Raw genomic sequence first — 19,152 nt, forward strand, 5'->3', positions numbered from 1 at the left:
CGCTCAGTCCGGCGCCTTGCGCAGTACCTGATCGATGGCCGCAGTCTGGCTGACAATTTCCTTCAGATCCTGATTCAGCAGGCTGGTACGGCGGCGCAGGTTGTCCCAGCCTGACCAGGCGCTGGCTTCGACCGGCACCGGTTCCGGCGCGACCGGCCCGATCAGTTCGATCTTGCCCGACAGGGCCTTGTCCTCGGCGGCTTCGGGCGCCACCACCACGGCACCGCCGCGCTTTCTCGGCTGAGGTGCCAGCAGGCGCTGGGCTTCGGCCAGGTGCTGGCTGGCTTCGAGGTAGGTTTCTTCGATCAGCCGGGTCACTGCGCTGTGCGGCATGTTCTCCTGATGACGCCGCAGCATCAGGCGCAAGGCGGCGATGTGGGCCGCCACCAGGTAGTTCTGCACGATGAAGCGGTTCAGTTCGCGTACGGCGCGCTGTTTGGTCGCCGGTTCGTCCATCATGCGCACCAGGGCCGAGATGAGCGCGGCCAGGCTGTCCATGAAGCCCTTGCGGCAGACCCGGTAGAAGAAGTCATCCTTGACCTTGCCTTCCAGCAGGTCGCGGCTGGCCGTCAGATAGCGCTGGCTGGCCTTGAGCACGTTGCGCAGCAGCTTGGGCAGGTCGCGGTACTCCCAGGCCGGCAGTACGTAGCTGAAGACCGTGGCGATGAGCACCCCGATGATGGTATCGATGAGCCGCTCGCCGATGACGCCCTGATGCCCGGCCGGCACCAGCAGGTTGAGCAGCATCAGGATCTGCACCGAGGCGGCAATGGCGGTGTAACGGTACTTGATGTAGGTGAAAGCGGGCGCGGCCACGCTGGCGGCAAACAGGACCGCCAGCTGGCCCAGCGGATTGTGCACGAAGCGCAGGATCAGCATGGTGATCAGGCAGCCGATGATGGTGCCGATCAGGCGGTCCGACATGCGCTGCTTGGTGGCGCTGAAATTGGGTTTGAGGATGATGACGATGGTCAGTACGATCCAGTAGCCGTGCGACATGTAGGGCAGGTGGTCGGCGATCCACAGGCCCGTGGTCACCGCCAGCGCCACGCGGATGGCAAAGCGGAAGATCGGCGACTGCCAGCGCAGGTTCACCAGCAGCATGTTGAACTTGAATTTCTGCTGGGTCAGGAAGGGCGTCATGTCCGAGCCCGGCAGGATGGGCAAGGGATCCACCGGGTTCTGCGTGGCCTGGTGCAACTGGCCGATGAATTCAATGATGTCGCCGATCTTGTTGTAGGTCACCCGCAGCAGGGTCAGGGCTTCCCGGGATGCCTGGCGCGGCCCGGGCTGGGCCAGTTCCTGCATCTCGAACTGCACGGCGCGCAGTTCGGCCTTGTAGTTCACGCTGGGTTCGGAAGCCTTCTTGCGGGTAATCGCATAGGCGATCGATTCGATATCCTGCGCCGCCTTGGTCGCCAGGTCGCGCAGGAAGATCATCACGTCGGACTCGCCGAAGTGCTGGCGCAGCAAGGCATAGTCGGCGTGGGTCGAGAGCACCTGTTCATAGAGCTCCAGCATCGACAGGTGCACCTGCACCAGCAGGCCATCCTGCTTGGTATGCAGGTCGCGCAGAATGAGGTCGCGCGAGGCTTGCTGCTTGTCGGCCACCACGATCTGCTGGCGCACCAGCTGGTTGAACTGGCTGGCCAGGTCATGCCTGACATCGTAGAAGTCGGCCTTGATGCGCAGGTAGCGCGCCAGCTCGAAGAGCGCCTCGGCCAGTACCTGCTGCTTGATGCGGCGGCGCAGGAACCACGACACCGTCATCGAATAGGCCAGGTAACCCAGCCCGCCGCCCAGGAACAGGGCCGCATGCAGGAAGGCATCGGTGATGGGCACCTGGTTTTCCATCGACAGGGTCATCACCATGAGCGCGGCGAACTGCAGCGGCATGGTCTTCTTGCCGTAGACCACCATCATGCTGGCGAAGAAGCTCACCACCACCATCATGGCGCTGACCAGCCAGGGCACCGGCGCGCACAGGCTGATGACCAGCATGACCACGGTACAGAGCAGCACCCCGGCCAGCATTTCGTTGAACTTGTGGCGCAGCGGGCTGGGCAGGTCCATCAGGCTGGTACAGAGTGCACCGAGGAAGACCGTCATCGTGGTCGGCATGTCGGCCACGTTGAACACCAGCAGGGTCAGGCCGACCACCCCGATCGCGATTCGCACACCCGTATAGAAATAATGACTGAAGAGGAAGGTGCGAATGTCCAGGGCGTAGTGCATGTAGACAGGGCGGCGTTGCATCGCCGTTTCTAGAATGAGTCAGGGGCTTATTCTCTGCCTTCTTTTCCAATTAGACAACCCGAGTGCATCGGGTGAAGAAAGACAGTTAAACAAGCGGCAAGATGAACAAAAAAGCTGATTTCGTACCGCCTTGGCGGCCCGGATCGGTAAAAAGCATCATCAATGATCGCGTTGCTATGAACAATACGCGTGCAAGAGGTTTCATATCGGCGTCTTTTTTACGATACGAAATCGTCATTTCGTATTGTGAAAAGCTCGAGTGCGCTGCATCAAAATTCTTTTTCATTCTCCGGATTTTCGTTTCGTATCGCAAAATATAGTGTTCAAGTTATTGATTTAATTGGTATAAAAATTTTACAGATATCTTATATAAGACATTGTTGCTCCGCGCCGCCAGGCCTACTATGAAGTCATGGAATCAACGATTTCATCCGGTTTCAAGCCACTTCATATTGACCAACAAGGAGATCCACATGAGCACACGTGAACAGCAAATCCAGGCCCTGGAACGCGACTGGGCAGAGAACCCGCGCTGGAAAGGCATCAAGCGCAACTACAGCGCAGCCGACGTGGTCCGCCTGCGCGGCTCGCTGCAGATCGAGCACACCCTGGCCAAGCGCGGTGCCGACAAGCTCTGGAACCTGGTCCACAACGAACCCTTCGTCAACGCCCTGGGCGCGCTGACCGGCAACCAGGCCATGCAGCAGGTGAAGGCCGGTCTGAAGGCGATCTACCTGTCTGGCTGGCAAGTGGCCGGCGACGCCAACCTGGCCGGTGAAATGTATCCCGACCAGTCGCTGTACCCGGCCAACTCGGTGCCGATGGTGGTCAAGCGCATCAACAACACCTTCGCCCGCGCCGACCAGATCCAGTGGTCCGAAGGCCGTGATGACATCGACTTCTTCGCGCCCATCGTGGCCGATGCCGAAGCCGGTTTCGGTGGCGTGTTGAATGCCTTCGAACTGATGAAGTCGATGATCGAAGCCGGTGCCGCCGGCGTGCACTTCGAAGACCAGCTGGCCTCGGTCAAGAAGTGCGGCCACATGGGGGGCAAGGTGCTGGTGCCGACCCGCGAAGCCTGTGAGAAGCTCAACGCTGCCCGTCTGGCCGCTGACGTCATGGGCACCAAGACCCTGGTGATCGCCCGTACCGATGCCGAAGCCGCCGACCTGCTGACTTCCGACGTGGATGCCAACGACAAGCCCTTCCTGTCGGGCGAGCGCACCGTCGAAGGTTTCTTCAAGACCCATCCGGGCATTGATCAGGCGATCTCGCGTGGCCTGGCTTATGCCGAGTATGCGGACATGGTCTGGTGTGAAACCGGCAAGCCCGACCTGGCTTTCGCCAAGACCTTCGCTGAAGCCATCCATGCCAAGTTCCCGGGCAAGCTGCTGGCCTACAACTGCTCGCCGTCCTTCAACTGGAAGAAGAACCTGGACGATGCCACCATCGCCAAGTTCCAGCGCGAGCTGGGCGCCATGGGCTACAAGTTCCAGTTCATCACGCTGGCCGGTTTCCATGCGCTGAACTACTCGATGTTCAATCTGGCCCATGGCTATGCCCGCAACCAGATGTCGGCCTTCGTGGAACTGCAGGAAGCCGAATTCGCTGCCGCCTCCAAGGGCTTTACCGCGGTGAAGCACCAGCGCGAAGTCGGCACCGGCTACTTCGATGCCGTGACCCAGGCCATCCAGCAAGGCCAGTCGTCGACCACGGCGCTGCACGGTTCGACCGAAGATGAACAATTCTTCGATGACAAGGCCAAGAAGGCGGCCTGAAGCGAGACAGTTCCGAGTCCTGAGTGAATGTGTGTGAGGAAAACCGGCCCGCATCCTTGCGCGGGCCGGTGGGGCGATCCCCGAACTTGATGCCGTACTCCACAAGAGTGCGGCTTTTTTTCGTCCCTGTTGGGCGATCAGCCGTGATGCAGGCGACCGTCGCGCAGTTCGAAGACGGTCTGCCCCAGTGCTTGTACATCGGCCGGATCGTGCGTGATCAGCAGCATCGGCACCTGCAGCCGGGTTTGCAGCTCGGCCAGCTCGCTGCGCATGCGCTGGCGCAGCGACAGATCCAGGGCCGAGAAGGGCTCGTCCAGCAGCAGCATGTCGGGTTCGGCCATCAGTGCCCGCGCCAGCGCCACCCGCTGGCGCTGGCCGCCGGAGATCTGGGCCGGGCGGCTGTGGGCGATGGCTTCCAGTTCAAACGCCTGCAGCCACTGGCGCACCTTGGGATGTTGCGCCGGGTGGAGCAGGTTGAAACTGCCGCGCGCCAGGCCGAAGGCGATGTTCTGCGCCACCGTCAGATGTGGGAAGAGGGCGTAATCCTGGAACAGATAGGCGACGTTGCGCTCCTGCACCGGTACATCGATGCCTTGCGCGCTGTCGAAGAGCGAGCGTCCCTGCACGCGGATGTGGCCGCTGTCAGGCCGCATGAGCCCGGCGATGGCCTTGAGCGTGAGGCTCTTGCCCGAGCCCGAGGGACCGTAGAGCACGATACGCTGACTGTCCGAGGCGAGGGTGATATCGAGCGAAAAGACCCGGTCGGCGGCGCGCAGTTGCTTCTGGAGGTGGAGGTCGACGCTCACGTGATCGTTCAGGTAACAGGAGAAAAGAGGAAGAATCTTAACGGAGCGGCAGCCGCGCGCGGTCCGGCATCAGGCGCCCGGCCACCATCAACAGCACGATGCAGGTGAGCGAGGTCACCACGACCAGGAAGGTGGCCGTGCCGTCGTCACCGGCCTGCACGGCTTCGTAGATGGCGACCGACAGGGTTTGCGTGCGTCCCGGCAGGTTACCCGCCACCATCAGCGTGGCACCGAACTCGCCCAGCGCGCGCGCGAAGGCCAGCAGCACGCCGGCCGTGATGCCGCGCGCAGCCAGCGGCAGGCTGACGCGGAAAAACACGCCCGCTTCGGACACGCCCAGTACGCGGGCGGCATCCTCCAGTTGGTGATCCACGCTCTCGAAGGCCGCCCGCGCCGCCTTGAGTACCAGCGGAAAGGCCACGACGGTGGAGGCCAGCACCGCCCCCTGCCAGGTGAAGACCAGCTCGATGCCCCATTGCTCCAGCCAGGCGCCCAGCGCGCCACGGCGGCCGAACAGCACCAGCAGGTAATAGCCCAGTACGGTCGGCGGCAGCACCAGCGGCAGGGTCAATACCGAATCGATGAAGTCGCGCAGCGGCGAACGCCAGCGTGAGAGGCCGAAGGCCGCCGCCACGCCCAGCACCAGGTTGAGCAGGGTGGCCAGTCCCGCGACCTTCAGCGAGAGCAGCAGGGGTATCCAGACCGGGTGCATCAGGCGCGCCGCGTCGGGGCTTCAGGGTTTCTGGAAACCGTAGCGCATCAGCACCGCCTGTCCGTTGGCCGACAGCACATGGGCCACGAACTGCGCCGCCAGCGCCTGTTGCCGGCTACCAGAGGTCACGGCGATGGGGTAGGTGGCCGGGGTGGTGGACGGGATGCGCAGGGCGACCTTGACCTTGTCGGGCATGATGGCCGCATCGGTGGCAAAGACGAAGCCGGCATCGACCTCGCCACGCGCCACGTAGTCCAGGCTGGTGCGCACGTTTTCGGCCAGTACACCCTTGGCCTGTACTTGCGTCCACAGTCCGGCCTGCTCCAGCGCTGCCTTGGTGTAGCGGCCGAAGGGGACGGAGGCCGGATTGCCCAGGGCAATGCGCTGGTAGGCCGTGCCGGTCAGGTCGGCCAGCGCGGCCGGTTGCTCCCTGGCGTCGTGCGGGACGATGAGCACGATCTGGTTGGCGGCAAAGGTCTTGCGCGTGGCCGGGTCCACAGCCTTTGCGGCAACGGCCTTGTCCATGGCGGTCTGGTCGGCCGAGGCGAAGACGTCAGCCGGAGCGCCGCGCACGATCTGCTGCATGAGGATGTCGGAGGCGCCGAAGTTGGTAATGACCTTCACGCCGGGATGCTGCTGTTCGAAGCTCTGTGCCAGTTCCTTGAAGGCATTGGTCAGGCTGGCTGCCGCCGACACCACCAGGTCGGTGGCGTGCGCGCTGGTAGTAGCCAGCAGCAGCGTGGCGGCGCAGACGGCGCCCAGGGCGGCCTTGAGGCGGGCGGTTTTCAACATGGTGCAGTCCTTGGTCGTGACAACTGAAGAAAAAGACAAAAAAACGAAGCAAGTCAAGTCGGCGAAATATACGCAAGGATATAACGAACGTCAATTGCGTGCAGCTGCCTCGCCGCTTTGTCTGCCCGCTAGTACAATCACGCGCATGAATGATTCCAAGACCCTAAGAGTGCGCGTGATGCAGGGGCAGACCATTGCCTTCGGCCCGGGGAAGGCCGACCTGCTGCAGGCGATCGCGCAGACCGGTTCGATTTCCGCGGCGGCGCGCAAGATGCAGATGTCCTATCGGCGTGCCTGGCTGCTGGTGGAGGAGATGAACCGCTGTTTTGCCAGTGCGCTGGTGGCCACCGCCACCGGGGGCGCACGCGGGGGCGGGGCGGCGGTGACCGAGCTGGGGCAGGAAGTGCTGGCGCGCTATCGCCGCATGCAGAAGAAGGCGGCGGCCAGCATCGCCGCCGATCTCGCGCATCTGCAGGGGCTCATGCGCGCCCCTGATGACGCCGGCCATGCAGCGCGCGATGAAGAGGGCGACGGTCACGATGCGTGAACTCTGGATCAAGTCCCGGCTGCGCGTCTTGAATGCCTGCCGCGTGTCCGAAAACCATTCCATGCTGCTGTGGGGCGCGCTGGCCGGCTTCGTCGGTGCACTGGCCACGATTGCCTTCCGGGAATGTATTGCGCTGCTGCAGATCTGGCTCACCGGTCACGATGGCAGCTTTGTCGATATCGCCAAGGGTTTGTCCTGGCCGGTGCGCCTGCTGCTGCCGGCCTGTGGCGGGGTCGTCGCCGGCTTGTTCCTGGTCTGGGCCAAGCGCACGCCGGCCGGTAACGGCGGCGACTACATGGAAGCGGTGGCCATCGGTGATGGCGCCATCCCCGTGCGCAATACGCTCTTGCGCAGCATTTCCTCGCTGGCCTCGATTGCCTCTGGGGGCTCCATCGGTCGCGAAGGTCCCATGGTGCAACTGTCGGCACTGTGTGCATCGCTGATGGGCAAGTTTTCGCATTTTCCTTCATCTCGCCTGCGCCTGCTGGTGGCCTGCGGGGCCGCAGCGGGCATTACCTCGGCCTATAACGCGCCCATCGCGGGCGCTTTCTTCATTACGGAGATTGTGCTCGGTTCGCTGGTCATGGAAAGCTTCGGCCCTGTCGTGGTGGCCTCGGTGGTGGCCAACATCACCATGCGCGAACTGCCCGGCTACCGCGCCAGCTACCAGATGCCGTATTTCCCCGAGATCGGCGGCTGGGAAGTGCTGCTGTTTCTGGTACTGGGCGTGCTGGCCGGGATTCTGGCGCCGCAGTTCCTGCGCGTGCTCGAACTGGGCAAGCAGGGCTTCGCCAGGTTCAGGCTGCCGCTGCCGGTACGACTGGGCGTGGGTGGCTTGCTGGTGGGACTGATCTCCGTTGAGGTGCCGGAGGTCTGGGGCAATGGCTACAGCCTGGTCAATTCGCTGCTGCATACCACCTGGCTATGGCAGGCAGTGCTGGTGGTGCTGGTGGTCAAGGTGCTGGCCACGGCCATCACGGTCGGATCGGGGGCGGTCGGCGGTATCTTTACGCCCACGCTCTTCGTCGGTGCGGCGGTGGGCTACCTGTTCGGCGATGCCGCGCAGGCCTTGCTGCCCTTCCACATGTCGCAGCCCTTCGCCTATGCCATGGTGGGCATGGGAGCCTTCCTGGCGGCGGCGTCCTATGCGCCGCTGATGGCCATCCTGATGATCTTCGAGATGACCCTGAGCTATCAGGTCGTGCTGCCGCTCATGCTGTCCTGCGTGGTGGCCTATGTGGTGGCGCGCAGCGTCGATGGTCGCTCGATGTACGAGATCACCCTCAAGCGCCACCATGACAACGAGGAGCGACTGCGCCTGCGCGGCACCCAGATGAGCGAGCTGATCCGGCCGGCGGAGACGGTACTGCCCGAGACGGCCAGTCTGCAAGAGCTCAGCGCGCTGTTCCTGAAGTATCCGGTCAAGTATGTCTATATCGTCGATGCGCAAGAGCGCTACCAGGGTGTGGTGGCCTTGCAGGACATCACCTCCTGGCTGCTGGACAAGAAGGAAGCGACAGGCCGCGTGGCGCGCGATTTCCTGCGGCCGCATTTCCTGCATGAGGTCACGCCCGACATGTCCCTGGGCGAAGCGCTGCAGTTGTTCCTGGATCACCAGGGCGAGCGCCTGCCGGTGATCGCCAGCGCCGACGATCCGCGCCTGCTGGGCGTGGTCTTCAAGACCTCGCTGCTGGATGCCTATTTCCGCCTTGATCGCGCCGGCAACTGAGGATGTCGGCGCGCATCCGCAGCGACCCGCACCGGTGCAGGGCAGAGCGCTGCGGCAGGCGTTGTTTGTAACAATGACAGAGTAGTCCGACAACTGCTCACTTATCCTTGATAAAATGCGAAACGTTTCCGCCTCATCGGTGGTCTTGGCGCAAACTGCATTCGCATCCGTGCGTCATCCGATTTCAACCCCCATCCTAGAAGTGAATTTTCCATGCTGAGTTATCGCCACGCTTTTCACGCCGGCAACCATGCCGATGTCCTGAAGCATATGGTGATCATCCAGTTGATGCGCTATCTCGGGCAGAAAGACACTGCCTACATGGTCATCGACACCCATGCCGGCGCGGGCGTCTACGCGCTCGATGGAGATTACGCCAGCAAGAACGCCGAATATGAAACCGGCATCGCCAAGCTGTGGGACCGCAAGGACCTGCCGGCGGTGGTGAAGGAATATGTCGATCTGGTCAGGTCGCTCAATCCCAGCGGCAAGATGCGTTACTACCCCGGTTCGCCCTACTGCGCCGAGAAGACCATGCGCGAGCAGGATCGCCTGCGCCTGTTCGAAATGCACCCCAGCGAAGTGAAGGTGCTGGAAGACAACTTCCGCAAGCTCGAAGCCCACGCCGCCGCCCAGGGCCAGCGTCCGTCCGCGCGCGGCAAGCGGGTGATGGTGCATCGGGGAGACGGTTTCCAGGGGCTCAAGGCGCTGTTGCCGCCTCCGTCGCGGCGCGGCCTGGTGCTCATCGACCCGCCCTATGAAGACAAGCGTGACTACACCCATGTGGCCCAGGTACTGGCCGATGCGCTCACCCGCTTCCCCACCGGCACCTACGCGGTGTGGTACCCGGTCCTGCAACGCAATGAATCACGTCAGTTGCCCGAGCGTCTCAAGCGCCTGGGCGCCAAAAGCTGGCTCAATGTCACCCTGGCCATCCATGGCCCGGCGCCGGATGGCTTCGGCTTGCACAACAGCGGCATGTTCATCCTCAACCCGCCCTGGACCCTGGAGGCGCAGTTGAAGGAAGTCATGCCCTACCTGATCGAGGTGCTGGGCGTGGACGACAGCGCAGAGTATCTGCTCGAATCGGGCGAAAACTGAGCCATGCAGGTCTGGCGTGTGAATATTCGTGATTTTTTCACCGGGAGTGGCGGCAATGTCGCTGAAACCATGCCAAATCGGCATACAATAAGCGGATTGCTGCACGTCAAGATAGATCGCAACACCAGGGGCCCGTAGAAGAACAACCATGTCAGACCAGTCCGCCGACCCAACCGCATCGCCCCTTCCCGCACACCAGGCCTTGGATTTCTTCCTGGCGCGCCAGCCCATCCTGAGCCGTGAGCAAGACCTGATCGGCTACGAACTGCTGTTTCGCAGTGCCGCCTTCGGTCCGGCCAATGTGAAGGATGACGTCACGGCCACCGCAGCCGTGATTGCCCATGCGTCCGAGCTGGGGCTGTCCAACGTGATCGGCAATCTGCACGGCTTCATCAATGTCGATGCAGCTGTGCTGATGAGCGACTTCATTTATTTCCTGCCGGCCGACAAGGTGGTGCTGGAGATCCTGGAGACAGTACGCGTGACGCCCGAGCTGGTGATGCGGGTGCGTGAACTGGTGGCGGCCGGTTACGTCTTTGCGCTGGACGACGTGGTGGCCGAATCGCAGGAGATCGAAGAGCTGCTGCCGCTGGTGAAGATCATCAAGATCGATGTCATGGAGGTCGATCCCAGCAAGCTGCTCAAGCTGTCGGTGCACTTCAAGCGGGCGCAGAAGGAACTGCTGGCCGAGAAGGTCGAGAGCCTGCAAGTGTTCAATGACTGCATGACCTTCGGTTTCGACTACTTCCAGGGATATTACTTCGCCAAGCCGATGATCCTCCAGGGCAAGAAGCTGGAAGCCTCGAAGATGATCATCATGCACCTCTTGACCCTCCTGGTGCGCAATGTCGACAACGCCGAGATCGTGCGTTACATCAAGCGCGACGTGGCCTTGTCACTCACGCTGCTACGGCTGGTCAACACGCCCGTCTACGGTTTCCAGAAGTTCATCGATTCGCTGGGACAGGCGCTCATCGTACTGGGTCGCCGCCAGCTCAAGCGCTGGCTGCAGATCCTGCTGTTTGCCAATACCGACAAGGATCGCTCCCATGCCATGTCGCCGCTGATGATCCTGGCGGCCACGCGCGGCAAGATGCTGGAACTGATCACCGCCAGGATTCGCCCGGGTCGTCGCAAGATGTCGGAGATGGCCTTCACGGTCGGCATCATGTCGCTGGTCGATGCACTTTTCGGCATGAGCATGGAAACCGTGCTGCGCCAGATTACCGTCAGCACCGAGATCCGCGAAGCGCTGCTGCGCCGCACCGGCTTCTATGGCACCGTGCTGCGCCTGGTGGAGTGCACCGAGCTGCGCGCCCCCGACCAGGCCGAGATGCAGCGCCTGCTGGAAGAGCTGCAACTGTCGGCGGACGATTTCTTTGCCGCCGAAAAACAGGCCTTTGAGTGGGGCAACAGTATCGCCAACAACAATATCGGCCAGCATGCCACCATGCAGATGTCGCCCCCGCCAGAAGGCTACATCGATGACGATGATGACGATGACTGAGCCCGCCGCTCCCCAGGGCGAACCCGTATCGCCATGAAAATCCGGGCTGCATTTTTGCAGCCCGCTTCATTTCTGCGATCAGAAATCTGAATCTACTTGCTACGCATGCGGGCCACCAGCCGGCGCAGCAGCCGCAACAGCCGGGCTGACGGCGCTGTAGGCGCGGTGGTCATGCGGGCCGCCAGTGTGTGTCTGAGGGTGGCGATGGAGCTCTTCACTGCCCGCAGCAGGCGCTGCACCCGCTGCCACAGCGCCGTGGCTTGCAATTGCGCCGTGAGCCTGGCTTTGAGCGCGAGCAGTCGGTCGTGATAGCGCTGGAACCATGCCAGCGACAGCAGGCTGCGCTTTGTCAGTGCATAGATGCGCGCCACCAGGGCGGTGCCCAGCACCTTGGCGGCCAGCACGATGATCAGGCCCAGGGTTGGGTGGCCGTGTGTGATCGACAGCAGTGCCAGGATCTTCACCGGCAGCAGCAGCAAGGTCGGCGCCAGGAAGACCGCCAGTGCCGCATAGGGTGAGCGCCGTTCCACCCAGCGCTGCAGGCGGACCAGCCAGGGCCAGTCGGGGATACGCGCCAGTACGGCCTCGGTAGCCTCCCATAGCCATTCTTCCAGCATCAGCAGCAGGGCCGCCGTGTAGATCAAGGGGGCCAGCAGGCGTCGGCGCCAGCGGGAGGGCCGACGCGGCGGCGCAGTGGCGTCAGTCATCCGGCAATCAGACGGCGCGCGCCTTGATGAGCGAGAGCCAGCGGTCCCCCCATTTCACGTCGCTCATGCAGGAGGCGTAGCCGGTGACGGTGCGGGCGGCGCGTTCCAGCAGCTGGATGTCGGCTTCGTGCTGGCGGGCTACGTGCGGGTCTTCGAGGAACAGTACGCGGCGGCACTGACGTTCGAGGATCAGTTCGGCGATCTGGGCATCGCCCCCAAGGGGCCCGGAGAGGAAGGGCTTGACCCAGTGGCGGCCCGCTTCGCCCTTCTTCTTCATGGCCAGCTGGTTGAGCAGGCCGCCGGTGGTGCCGGTGGCGCAGCGGAAGGCGAACTGGTCGAGCACCTCGAAGTGCTTTTCGGCCAGTTCCAACATGCGCGTCTTCATGGCGTCGTGGGCGATGAGGGCAATCCCTTCGTCTTGCAGATGGAAACGATCATCCAGGAAACTGTCCGGTGCCGCACCGTTGGCCAGGGCTTCCAGCTCGAACCATTCCTGGGCGCCCGCCAGGGTCGAGAGGAAGGGCTTGCCGTGGATCACGCACTGGCGCTTCAGGGCCACCGCTTCCGGGAAGGTGGAGGAGGGATCGACCGGGTCGATCAGGTAGATCACGGCATCGAGGGTGCGCTCCGGATCGGGATCGACGGTGCGCGAGACCAGCTTCATCAGGCCGCCATGACGACCATAGGGAAAGCGTACCAGGTGTTCGTAGCCGGGCAGCAGATTCATCTGGCCGATGGCATCGAGCGTGCGGCCGACCACGATCAGTTCAGGTTGCAGGCTTTCGATGCGATGGCGCGAGCCGGTCAGCAACTGGACCAGGGCGGAATCGGAAGCGTCCTGATGGGCGCGGTTGGCAATGAGACCGATGCGATAGCGGGGAGCGATGGAAGACATGGGCGCAAGCAGGCGAGTTGGAGGACCTGGCATGGAGAGCATGCGCAGGCGCGAGTGCAGATTATCGCCGAGTGCGCCGCAAAGGGCGAGCCTGACACAGTGCCACGCGCATTAATGGACGCAACTGTACCGTTGCACACCCCCGCATGCGGCTACAATAAGCGCAAACCTGCATACCAACTCCACTCCAGCATGAACAAGGCTTTTGTAAAAGAATCCGACGGTGCCGACGACGATGACGAGATCGCCTTGCCGGCCATTCCGCCCGGCAGCAAGAATTACATGACCCCGCAGGGGCATCAGCGCATCAAGGATGAACTGCTGCACCTGATCGATGAAGAGCGGCCGGAAGTGGTACGTGTGGTGTCCTGGGCTGCCTCCAATGGCGACCGTTCCGAAAACGGCGACTACCTCTACGGCAAGAAGCGGCTGCGCGAGATCGACCGTCGCATCCGCTTTCTCACCAAGCGGCTGGACAATGCCGAGGTGGTCGATCCTTCGGTGCATCACGGCAGCGACCAGATCTTCTTCGGTGCCACCGTGACCTACGAAAATCAGCGCGGCGAAGAGCACACCGTCACCATCGTCGGCATCGATGAACTCGATCCCCTGAAGGGGCGCATCAGCTGGATCTCGCCGGTGGCGCGGGCACTGACCAAGGCGCGCGAGGGCGACGAGGTGGTCTTGCAGACCCCGTCCGGCGTGGAGCAACTGACCATCCTGGAAGTATCCTACCCGGCGCCGCAGTAGCGCCGGTGCCCGCTGCGTGGGGCAGGCCGCTGCCGTCGGCGATGCTCCCGGCGCCGGGGACACCCCATTTCAATCCTCCACGAGAACCTTCATGTCCATCGTCTTTGCCAGCCTGAATCACCCGCAGCGCGTCGTCCTGGCCGCCGAGGTGCATTCGCGCCCCTTTCTGCAGCTCACGCGCTCGGAAACCCTCACGCACCTGGCCGTCTACGTGCGCGAGGACGGTAACAGCGGCCGTCACGCCAGTGCCCAGCATGCCCTGCTGGACGAGCTGTGCGCGCATTTCGGCGTGGTGGCGCCGGGTGGCGAGGCCAAGCACTTCTATCACGATTTCGGGCGGTTTCGCCTGAAGTGGGAATGTCACACCGAGTTCGCCACCTATACCTTCGCCCAGGCCCATGAAGAAGACCTGGGCACCGATGAGGCCTTCGCCCGCGCGCCGCTGGCGCATATTCCGCAGCATTGGTTGCTGGGGCTCAAGGGCAAGCTGATGGTGGCCGCCCACGTGGTGGTCGAGCCGGGCGCCGATGATACCGCTGCGACCGCGCGCCAGATGCAGCGCATCTTCGAGGGCAAGCTGATGAGTTCCAGCAAGGTCTTGCAAGGTGGCGAGATCTGGACCGATTTCCAGATCCAGTCGGATGGTTTCTCGCGTTTCGTGGTGCGTGACATCGGCCTGCGTGAACTGCAGGGCGGACGTCTGGCACAACGCATCCTGGAGATCGAGACCTACCGCATGATGGCGCTCCTGGGCTTGCCGCATGCCCAGCAGTCCGGTCCCTTGCTCAACGAGATCGAAGGTGATCTGGCCGCCCTGACGGCCGCCATGGTGCAGTCCGAGCAATCCACCAGCGGCACGCCCGAGGAGATGGCCGAAGATGAGCGCATCCTGCGCAGGATCACCGGGCTGGCTGCGCGGATCGAAAAGCTGTCGCTGGAAAACAGCTATCGCTTCTCGGCCTCGCAGGCCTATTTCCGCCTGGTGCAGGCGCGTATCGAGGAATTGCGCGAGCAGCGCATCGAAGGGGTGCCCACCATCGGCGAATTCATGGAGCGTCGCCTGGCCCCGGCCATGAACACCTGCCAGGCCATCGCCCGTCGCCAGGAAGCACTGGCCGAGCGCATCGCCCATACCAATGACCTGCTGCGTACCCGCATTGGCATCGTGCAGGAGCGCCAGAACCGCCAGATCCTCGAATCCATGAATGCCCGGGCCGCCCAGCAACTGAAGCTGCAGCAGGCGGTGGAGGGCCTGTCGGTGGCGGCAATCTCGTATTACGTGATCGGCCTGCTGGGTTATGCCGGCAAGGCGGCCAAGGCGGCGGGGCTGCCCATCAATCCCGACCTGGCCACGGGCCTGGTGGTGCCGGTGGTGGCGGCGTGCGTCTGGCTGGGCTTGCGCCGCATGCACAAAGACCTGGGCAACCATTGAAGACGCTCCAAAGCCAACGGGGCGCACCGCGTTGGCGGCGCGCCCCGTTGCAGGGAATTGTTCAGGCGAGGATCAGACCGCAGCGTTGATCTTGGCTTGCGCATCGGCCACGGCGGCCTTGGCGGCTTCTTCACCCATGGATACGCCTTCTGCGACCACCAGTTCCACATCGGTGATGCCGATGAATCCCAGCGCGCCCTTGAGGTACTTGCCCTGGAAGTCCAGCGCTTCCATCGGGCCTTCGGAATACTTGCCGCCGCGCGAGAGGATGATGACGGCCTTCTTGCCGGTGGCCAGGCCGACCGGGCCGGTCTCGGTGTACTTGAAGGTACGGCCGGCGCGGAAGACGTGATCGATCCAGGCCTTCAGGGTCGACGGCGGGGCGAAGTTGTACATCGGTACGCCGATGACGATGGTGTCGGCGGCCAGCAACTCGTCCACCAGGGCGTCGGACTGCTTGATCACTTCTGCCTGCTCGGCGCTGCGAGCGTCAGCCGGGGTGAAATAGGCACCCAGCAGCGATTCGCTCAGGTGCGGCAGGGCATTGGCCGCCAGGTCACGGTGCACCACCTTGCCGCCGGGGTTCTTGGCTTGCCATTGCTGGGCGAAGGAAGCGGTCAGTTGACGGGAGATGGAACCGCCGCTGCGAGCGCTGGAGTCGATGTGCAGGAGAGTGCTCATGGTATGTCCTTTCGTTGTTCGGTGGGCAACGCCTCCAATGAGTGCGTTTGCATTGGGGTCAACGATACCCAGTTTTCATTTCTTCCAATAGATGCGAGAATCGCATTTCACTGATCCATTTTTGGTGGGAATCGACTATCGCCATGCTAGACCTCAACGACATCTGGCTGTTCGTCCATGTGGTGCGCGCCGGCAGCTTTGCAGCGGCCGGGCGCAAGCTGTCCATGCCGCCCAATACCATCAGTCGCCGCTTGCAGGCGCTGGAGGCGGCCATGGGCGTGCGGCTGCTGCAACGTTCCACGCGCCAGCTCAACATGACCGCGGCGGGACGCGAATTCTTCGCGCGCTGCGCGCCGGGTCTGGAAGACATCGAACACGCCAGCGTCAGCCTGACCGAAAGCCAGGGCGAGCCCTCCGGCAGCCTGCGGGTGGCGGCGCCGGTGGATTTCTTCGACAATTTTTCCATCGAGTGGATGCACGAGTTCATGTATCTGTATCCCAAGGTGCAGTTGGAGTTCGTGCTCAACGATGGTCGTGCCGATCTGATTGCCGAGGGTATCGACCTGGCCTTTCGCGGCGGTGTCCTGCCTGATTCCAGCCTGGTGGCGAGGAAGCTGGTGCAAAGTCACATGGCCCTGATTGCCAGCCCGCGTTATCTGGAACGCAGGGGCACGCCGCAGACCTTGGCCGATCTGGTTGGACATGCCTGCCTGGCGACCTCGCAGGCCCCGCAGCATACGGTGTGGAAGCTGGAAGGGCCGCACGGTCCGGAAAGCGTGCGGGTGGTGCCGCGCCTGTGCATCAATACGGCACAGGGGCAATTGCGGGCCGCGCGCTCCGGCCTGGGGATTGCGCTGCTGCCGACCATGCTGGCCTCCGAAGATCTGCGCAGCGGCAGCCTGGTCAACATCCTGCCGGATTACCAGCGCGACACCATGGGCTTTTATGCGGTGTACGTGCACCGGCGCCAGTTGCCCAGCGCGGTGAGCGCACTCATCGAATTCTTCGCCGACAAGCTCGAGCGCGGCATCGCCGACAAAGGTGCGCAGGCTTGCCAGAAAATTCTGGAAGACGAGGGCAAGGGCATTTCGGTGCCGGTCAAGGCGGTGGCCTGAACGAGCGCCTGGTCCGGCTCAATGACAAACGCCCGCAGTCAGCGGGCGTTTGTCATGGCGGGCAGGTAGACGGCTCAGCCGCGTTCGCGCAGGATACGCGCCACGCTGTCAATCTTGCGGATGCCGCGCATGAGGCGCGCCAGATGGACGCGATCCTCAACCTGGATGGTGAAGCGCAGATACTTCATCGAGGCATTGCCCCCTTCGTCATCCATGGCCACCGACACGATGTTGGCGTCCGATTCGCCGATTTCGGCGGCAATGCGCGCCAGCGTACCGCGCTCGTTGTGGATCAGGATGGTGATGCGGCAATCGAAGCGACGGTTCAGGTCGTGGCCCCAGACCAGATCGATCCAGCGGTCGGGTTCCTTCTCGTGCAGGCGCTTGGCGGTGTCGCATTCCTGGGTATGTACGATCAGGGTCTGGTCCGGCTTGAGGTAGCCGGTCAGGCGATCACCCGGGATCGGCATGCAGCAGGAGGACAGTTGCGCCGAGGCTCCCTCGCTGCCGGTGATGACCACCGGATCGGGCTTGTTGGGCAGCATGTGACCTTCCGGATCGAGCTGCGGCACGCTCACGCCGGTATCCATCATGGTCATGATGTGGCGTGCCACCAGCGGCGCCATGCGGGTGCCGATGCCGATCTCGGCATACAGGTCATCCATGGTCTTGGCGCTGGATTCGTTGAGCAGTCGCTCGACGATATGGGAAGGAAGTTCAGGTTCAATGCCCAGCGTATGAAGAGCGTTGCCCAACAAGCGGCGTCCGACGGCTTGTGACTCGACGCGATTGGCCGTGCGCAGGCGGTGGCGGATGGCCGAACGCGCCTTGCCGGTGCGTACATAGCCCAGCCAGTTGGGGCTGGGGCGCGAGGTCGGCGAGGTGATGATCTCGACGATGTCGCCGTTGTGCAGCTCCGAGCGCAGCGCGGCCGGTTCGTGGTTGATGATGGCCGAGGTGGTCTGGTCGCCGATGTCGGTGTGGATGCTGTAGGCGAAATCGAGCGCCGTGGCGCCACGGGGCAGGGCGATGATCTTCGATTTGGGCGTGAAGACGTAGACCGAATCGGGGAACAGGTCGACCTTGACGTGCTCCAGGAACTCGGCCGAATCGCCGGTCTGCTTCTGGATGTCCAGCAGCGACTGCAGCCAGGCATGGGTGCGCTGCTGCAGGTCGGTGAGGCTGCCCTCGTCGTCCTTGTAGAGCCAGTGGGCGGCCACGCCGGACTCGGCCACGCGGTGCATGTCGGTGGTGCGGATCTGGAACTCGACCGGTGTGCCGTAGGGGCCGATCAGGGTGGTGTGCAGCGACTGGTAGCCATTGAGCTTGGGAATGGCGATGTAGTCCTTGAACTTGCCCGGCATGGGCTTGAACAGCGAGTGCAGGGTACCCAGCGCCACATAGCAGTTGGCGAAGCTGTCCACCACCACGCGGAAACCGTAGACGTCCAGCACCTGCGAGAAACTCAGGTGCTTGTTGCGCATCTTGCGGTAGATGCCGTAGAGGGTCTTTTCGCGGCCATCGACCTGGGCCGGGATGCCGGCGGCGATCAGGGTGCTGGTGACCGATTCCATGATCTTGGTCACCACTTCGCGGCGGTTGCCACGCGCGGCCTTGACTGCCTTGGACAGGGTGCGGTGGCGCAGCGGATACAGGTGCGAGAAGGACAGCTCCTGCAACTCGCGATAGATGTTGTTCAGGCCCAGGCGGTGCGCGATGGGCACGTAGACTTCCATGGTCTCGCGCGAGATACGGCGCTTCTTCTCGGGCGGCATGGAGCCCAGCGTGCGCATGTTGTGCAGGCGGTCGGCCAGCTTGACCAGGATCACCCGTACGTCGCGCGCCATGGCCAAGAGCATCTTGCGGAAGTTCTCCGCCTGCGCTTCGACCTGGCTCTGGAATTCGATCTTGTCCAGCTTGGACAGGCCATCCACCAGCGAAGCGACCGAGGCGCCGAAGCGTTCGATCAGCTCTTCCTTCTTGACGCCCTGGTCTTCCATGACGTCGTGCAGGAAGGCGGCCATCATGGCCTGGGCGTCCAGCTTCCATTCAGCGCAGATCTCGGCCACCGCCAGCGGATGCGAGATATAGGGCTCGCCGGACTTGCGCATCTGGCCCAGGTGCATCTCATCGGCGAAGCGATAGGCTTCCTTGACCTTCTTCAGTTCGGAAGGGGTCAGGTACTCTTCAAGCTTGGGGATCAGATGCGCAAAAGTCGCCACGCCGCTGTGGGCGGTCGGGGCGACTTCAGGGAGAGATGCGGTGCGGCCGGAACCGGCGGCACGTTTGGAGCTAGCAGCGGCTGATAAGGTGGAGTCGGTAGTGGTGAGGCTCATACTGGTCC

17 protein-coding genes are annotated in these 19,152 nt (G+C 63.0%); 8 read left to right on the top strand and 9 right to left on the bottom strand.

The window, feature by feature from the left end; translation table 11 throughout:
• Nucleotides 1-3 precede the first annotated feature (3 nt).
• Both GWL_RS07445 and GWL_RS23310 read right to left on the bottom strand, forming a co-directional pair.
• Nucleotides 4-2,235, bottom strand: coding sequence for an FUSC family membrane protein (locus tag GWL_RS07445; RefSeq protein ID WP_008328268.1), 2,232 nt, complete (start codon nt 2,233-2,235; stop codon nt 4-6).
• A gap of 106 nt (nt 2,236-2,341) precedes the next feature.
• Nucleotides 2,342-2,542 carry a hypothetical protein gene (locus GWL_RS23310; protein WP_157174204.1) on the bottom strand — a complete coding sequence of 67 codons (201 nt, stop codon included), beginning with the start codon at nt 2,540-2,542 and terminating at the stop codon, nt 2,342-2,344.
• Nucleotides 2,543-2,729: 187 nt separating this feature from the next.
• Here GWL_RS23310 and aceA point away from each other — a divergent pair, with 187 nt between their 5' ends.
• Nucleotides 2,730-4,034, top strand: coding sequence for an isocitrate lyase (gene aceA / locus GWL_RS07450; protein ID WP_034333643.1), 1,305 nt, complete (start codon nt 2,730-2,732; stop codon nt 4,032-4,034).
• Between the two features lie 137 nt (nt 4,035-4,171).
• Here the strand turns inward: aceA and GWL_RS07455 are convergent, their stop codons facing one another.
• Genes GWL_RS07455 through modA form a run of 3 tightly spaced genes read right to left on the bottom strand, consistent with a single transcriptional unit; the run spans nt 4,172 to nt 6,344 of the window.
• Complete coding sequence (locus GWL_RS07455; protein ID WP_008328272.1) at nt 4,172-4,840, bottom strand: sulfate/molybdate ABC transporter ATP-binding protein; 669 nt, start codon at nt 4,838-4,840, stop codon at nt 4,172-4,174.
• A 37-nt stretch (nt 4,841-4,877) separates the two neighbouring features.
• Nucleotides 4,878-5,552, bottom strand: a complete 675-nt coding sequence (gene modB, locus GWL_RS07460) for a molybdate ABC transporter permease subunit (RefSeq protein ID WP_008328274.1) — start codon at nt 5,550-5,552, stop codon at nt 4,878-4,880.
• Between the two features lie 21 nt (nt 5,553-5,573).
• Complete coding sequence (gene modA, locus GWL_RS07465; protein ID WP_008328275.1) at nt 5,574-6,344, bottom strand: molybdate ABC transporter substrate-binding protein; 771 nt, start codon at nt 6,342-6,344, stop codon at nt 5,574-5,576.
• A gap of 145 nt (nt 6,345-6,489) precedes the next feature.
• Here modA and GWL_RS07470 point away from each other — a divergent pair, with 145 nt between their 5' ends.
• The 4 genes from GWL_RS07470 (at nt 6,490) to GWL_RS07485 (ending at nt 11,228) form a co-directional block, all read left to right on the top strand.
• Nucleotides 6,490-6,891, top strand: a complete 402-nt coding sequence (locus tag GWL_RS07470; protein WP_034350251.1) for a winged helix-turn-helix domain-containing protein — start codon at nt 6,490-6,492, stop codon at nt 6,889-6,891.
• The gene (locus GWL_RS07475) at nt 6,884-8,620 is read left to right on the top strand and encodes a ClcB-like voltage-gated chloride channel protein (RefSeq protein ID WP_008328280.1); all 1,737 of its coding nucleotides are present in this window, start codon (nt 6,884-6,886) and stop codon (nt 8,618-8,620) included. Before GWL_RS07470 ends, GWL_RS07475 begins: the two co-directional genes overlap by 8 nt.
• Before the next feature lie 213 nt (nt 8,621-8,833).
• Complete coding sequence (locus tag GWL_RS07480; RefSeq protein ID WP_008328283.1) at nt 8,834-9,721, top strand: 23S rRNA (adenine(2030)-N(6))-methyltransferase RlmJ; 888 nt, start codon at nt 8,834-8,836, stop codon at nt 9,719-9,721.
• Nucleotides 9,722-9,869: 148 nt separating this feature from the next.
• Nucleotides 9,870-11,228 carry an EAL and HDOD domain-containing protein gene (locus GWL_RS07485; RefSeq protein ID WP_034350253.1) on the top strand — a complete coding sequence of 453 codons (1,359 nt, stop codon included), beginning with the start codon at nt 9,870-9,872 and terminating at the stop codon, nt 11,226-11,228.
• A gap of 92 nt (nt 11,229-11,320) precedes the next feature.
• On the opposite strand, the gene GWL_RS07490 is transcribed toward GWL_RS07485, so the two are convergent.
• On the bottom strand, nt 11,321-11,935 hold the full coding sequence (locus tag GWL_RS07490; protein ID WP_008328286.1) for a hypothetical protein: 615 nt from the start codon (nt 11,933-11,935) through the stop codon (nt 11,321-11,323).
• Nucleotides 11,936-11,942: 7 nt separating this feature from the next.
• Nucleotides 11,943-12,830: a methylglyoxal synthase gene (locus GWL_RS07495; RefSeq protein WP_008328288.1), complete on the bottom strand. Its 888-nt coding sequence runs from the start codon at nt 12,828-12,830 to the stop codon at nt 11,943-11,945.
• A gap of 192 nt (nt 12,831-13,022) precedes the next feature.
• Between GWL_RS07495 and greB the strand changes: the two genes are divergently transcribed.
• Both greB and GWL_RS07505 read left to right on the top strand, forming a co-directional pair.
• The gene (gene greB, locus GWL_RS07500; RefSeq protein WP_008328290.1) at nt 13,023-13,580 is read left to right on the top strand and encodes a transcription elongation factor GreB; all 558 of its coding nucleotides are present in this window, start codon (nt 13,023-13,025) and stop codon (nt 13,578-13,580) included.
• 91 nt (nt 13,581-13,671) lie between these two features.
• On the top strand, nt 13,672-15,012 hold the full coding sequence (locus GWL_RS07505; RefSeq protein ID WP_008328292.1) for a DUF3422 family protein: 1,341 nt from the start codon (nt 13,672-13,674) through the stop codon (nt 15,010-15,012).
• 72 nt (nt 15,013-15,084) lie between these two features.
• Here GWL_RS07505 and GWL_RS07510 read toward each other — a convergent pair whose 3' ends face one another.
• Nucleotides 15,085-15,693, bottom strand: a complete 609-nt coding sequence (locus GWL_RS07510) for an FMN-dependent NADH-azoreductase (protein WP_008328294.1) — start codon at nt 15,691-15,693, stop codon at nt 15,085-15,087.
• 143 nt (nt 15,694-15,836) lie between these two features.
• Here GWL_RS07510 and GWL_RS07515 point away from each other — a divergent pair, with 143 nt between their 5' ends.
• Complete coding sequence (locus GWL_RS07515) at nt 15,837-16,808, top strand: LysR family transcriptional regulator (protein WP_008328295.1); 972 nt, start codon at nt 15,837-15,839, stop codon at nt 16,806-16,808.
• Between the two features lie 74 nt (nt 16,809-16,882).
• Here the strand turns inward: GWL_RS07515 and GWL_RS07520 are convergent, their stop codons facing one another.
• Nucleotides 16,883-19,144: a bifunctional (p)ppGpp synthetase/guanosine-3',5'-bis(diphosphate) 3'-pyrophosphohydrolase gene (locus GWL_RS07520; RefSeq protein WP_008328297.1), complete on the bottom strand. Its 2,262-nt coding sequence runs from the start codon at nt 19,142-19,144 to the stop codon at nt 16,883-16,885.
• Between the last annotated feature and the right edge of the window lie 8 nt (nt 19,145-19,152).

Source organism: Herbaspirillum sp. GW103, from assembly GCF_000261365.1.
Taxonomy (GTDB): domain Bacteria; phylum Pseudomonadota; class Gammaproteobacteria; order Burkholderiales; family Burkholderiaceae_D; genus Herbaspirillum.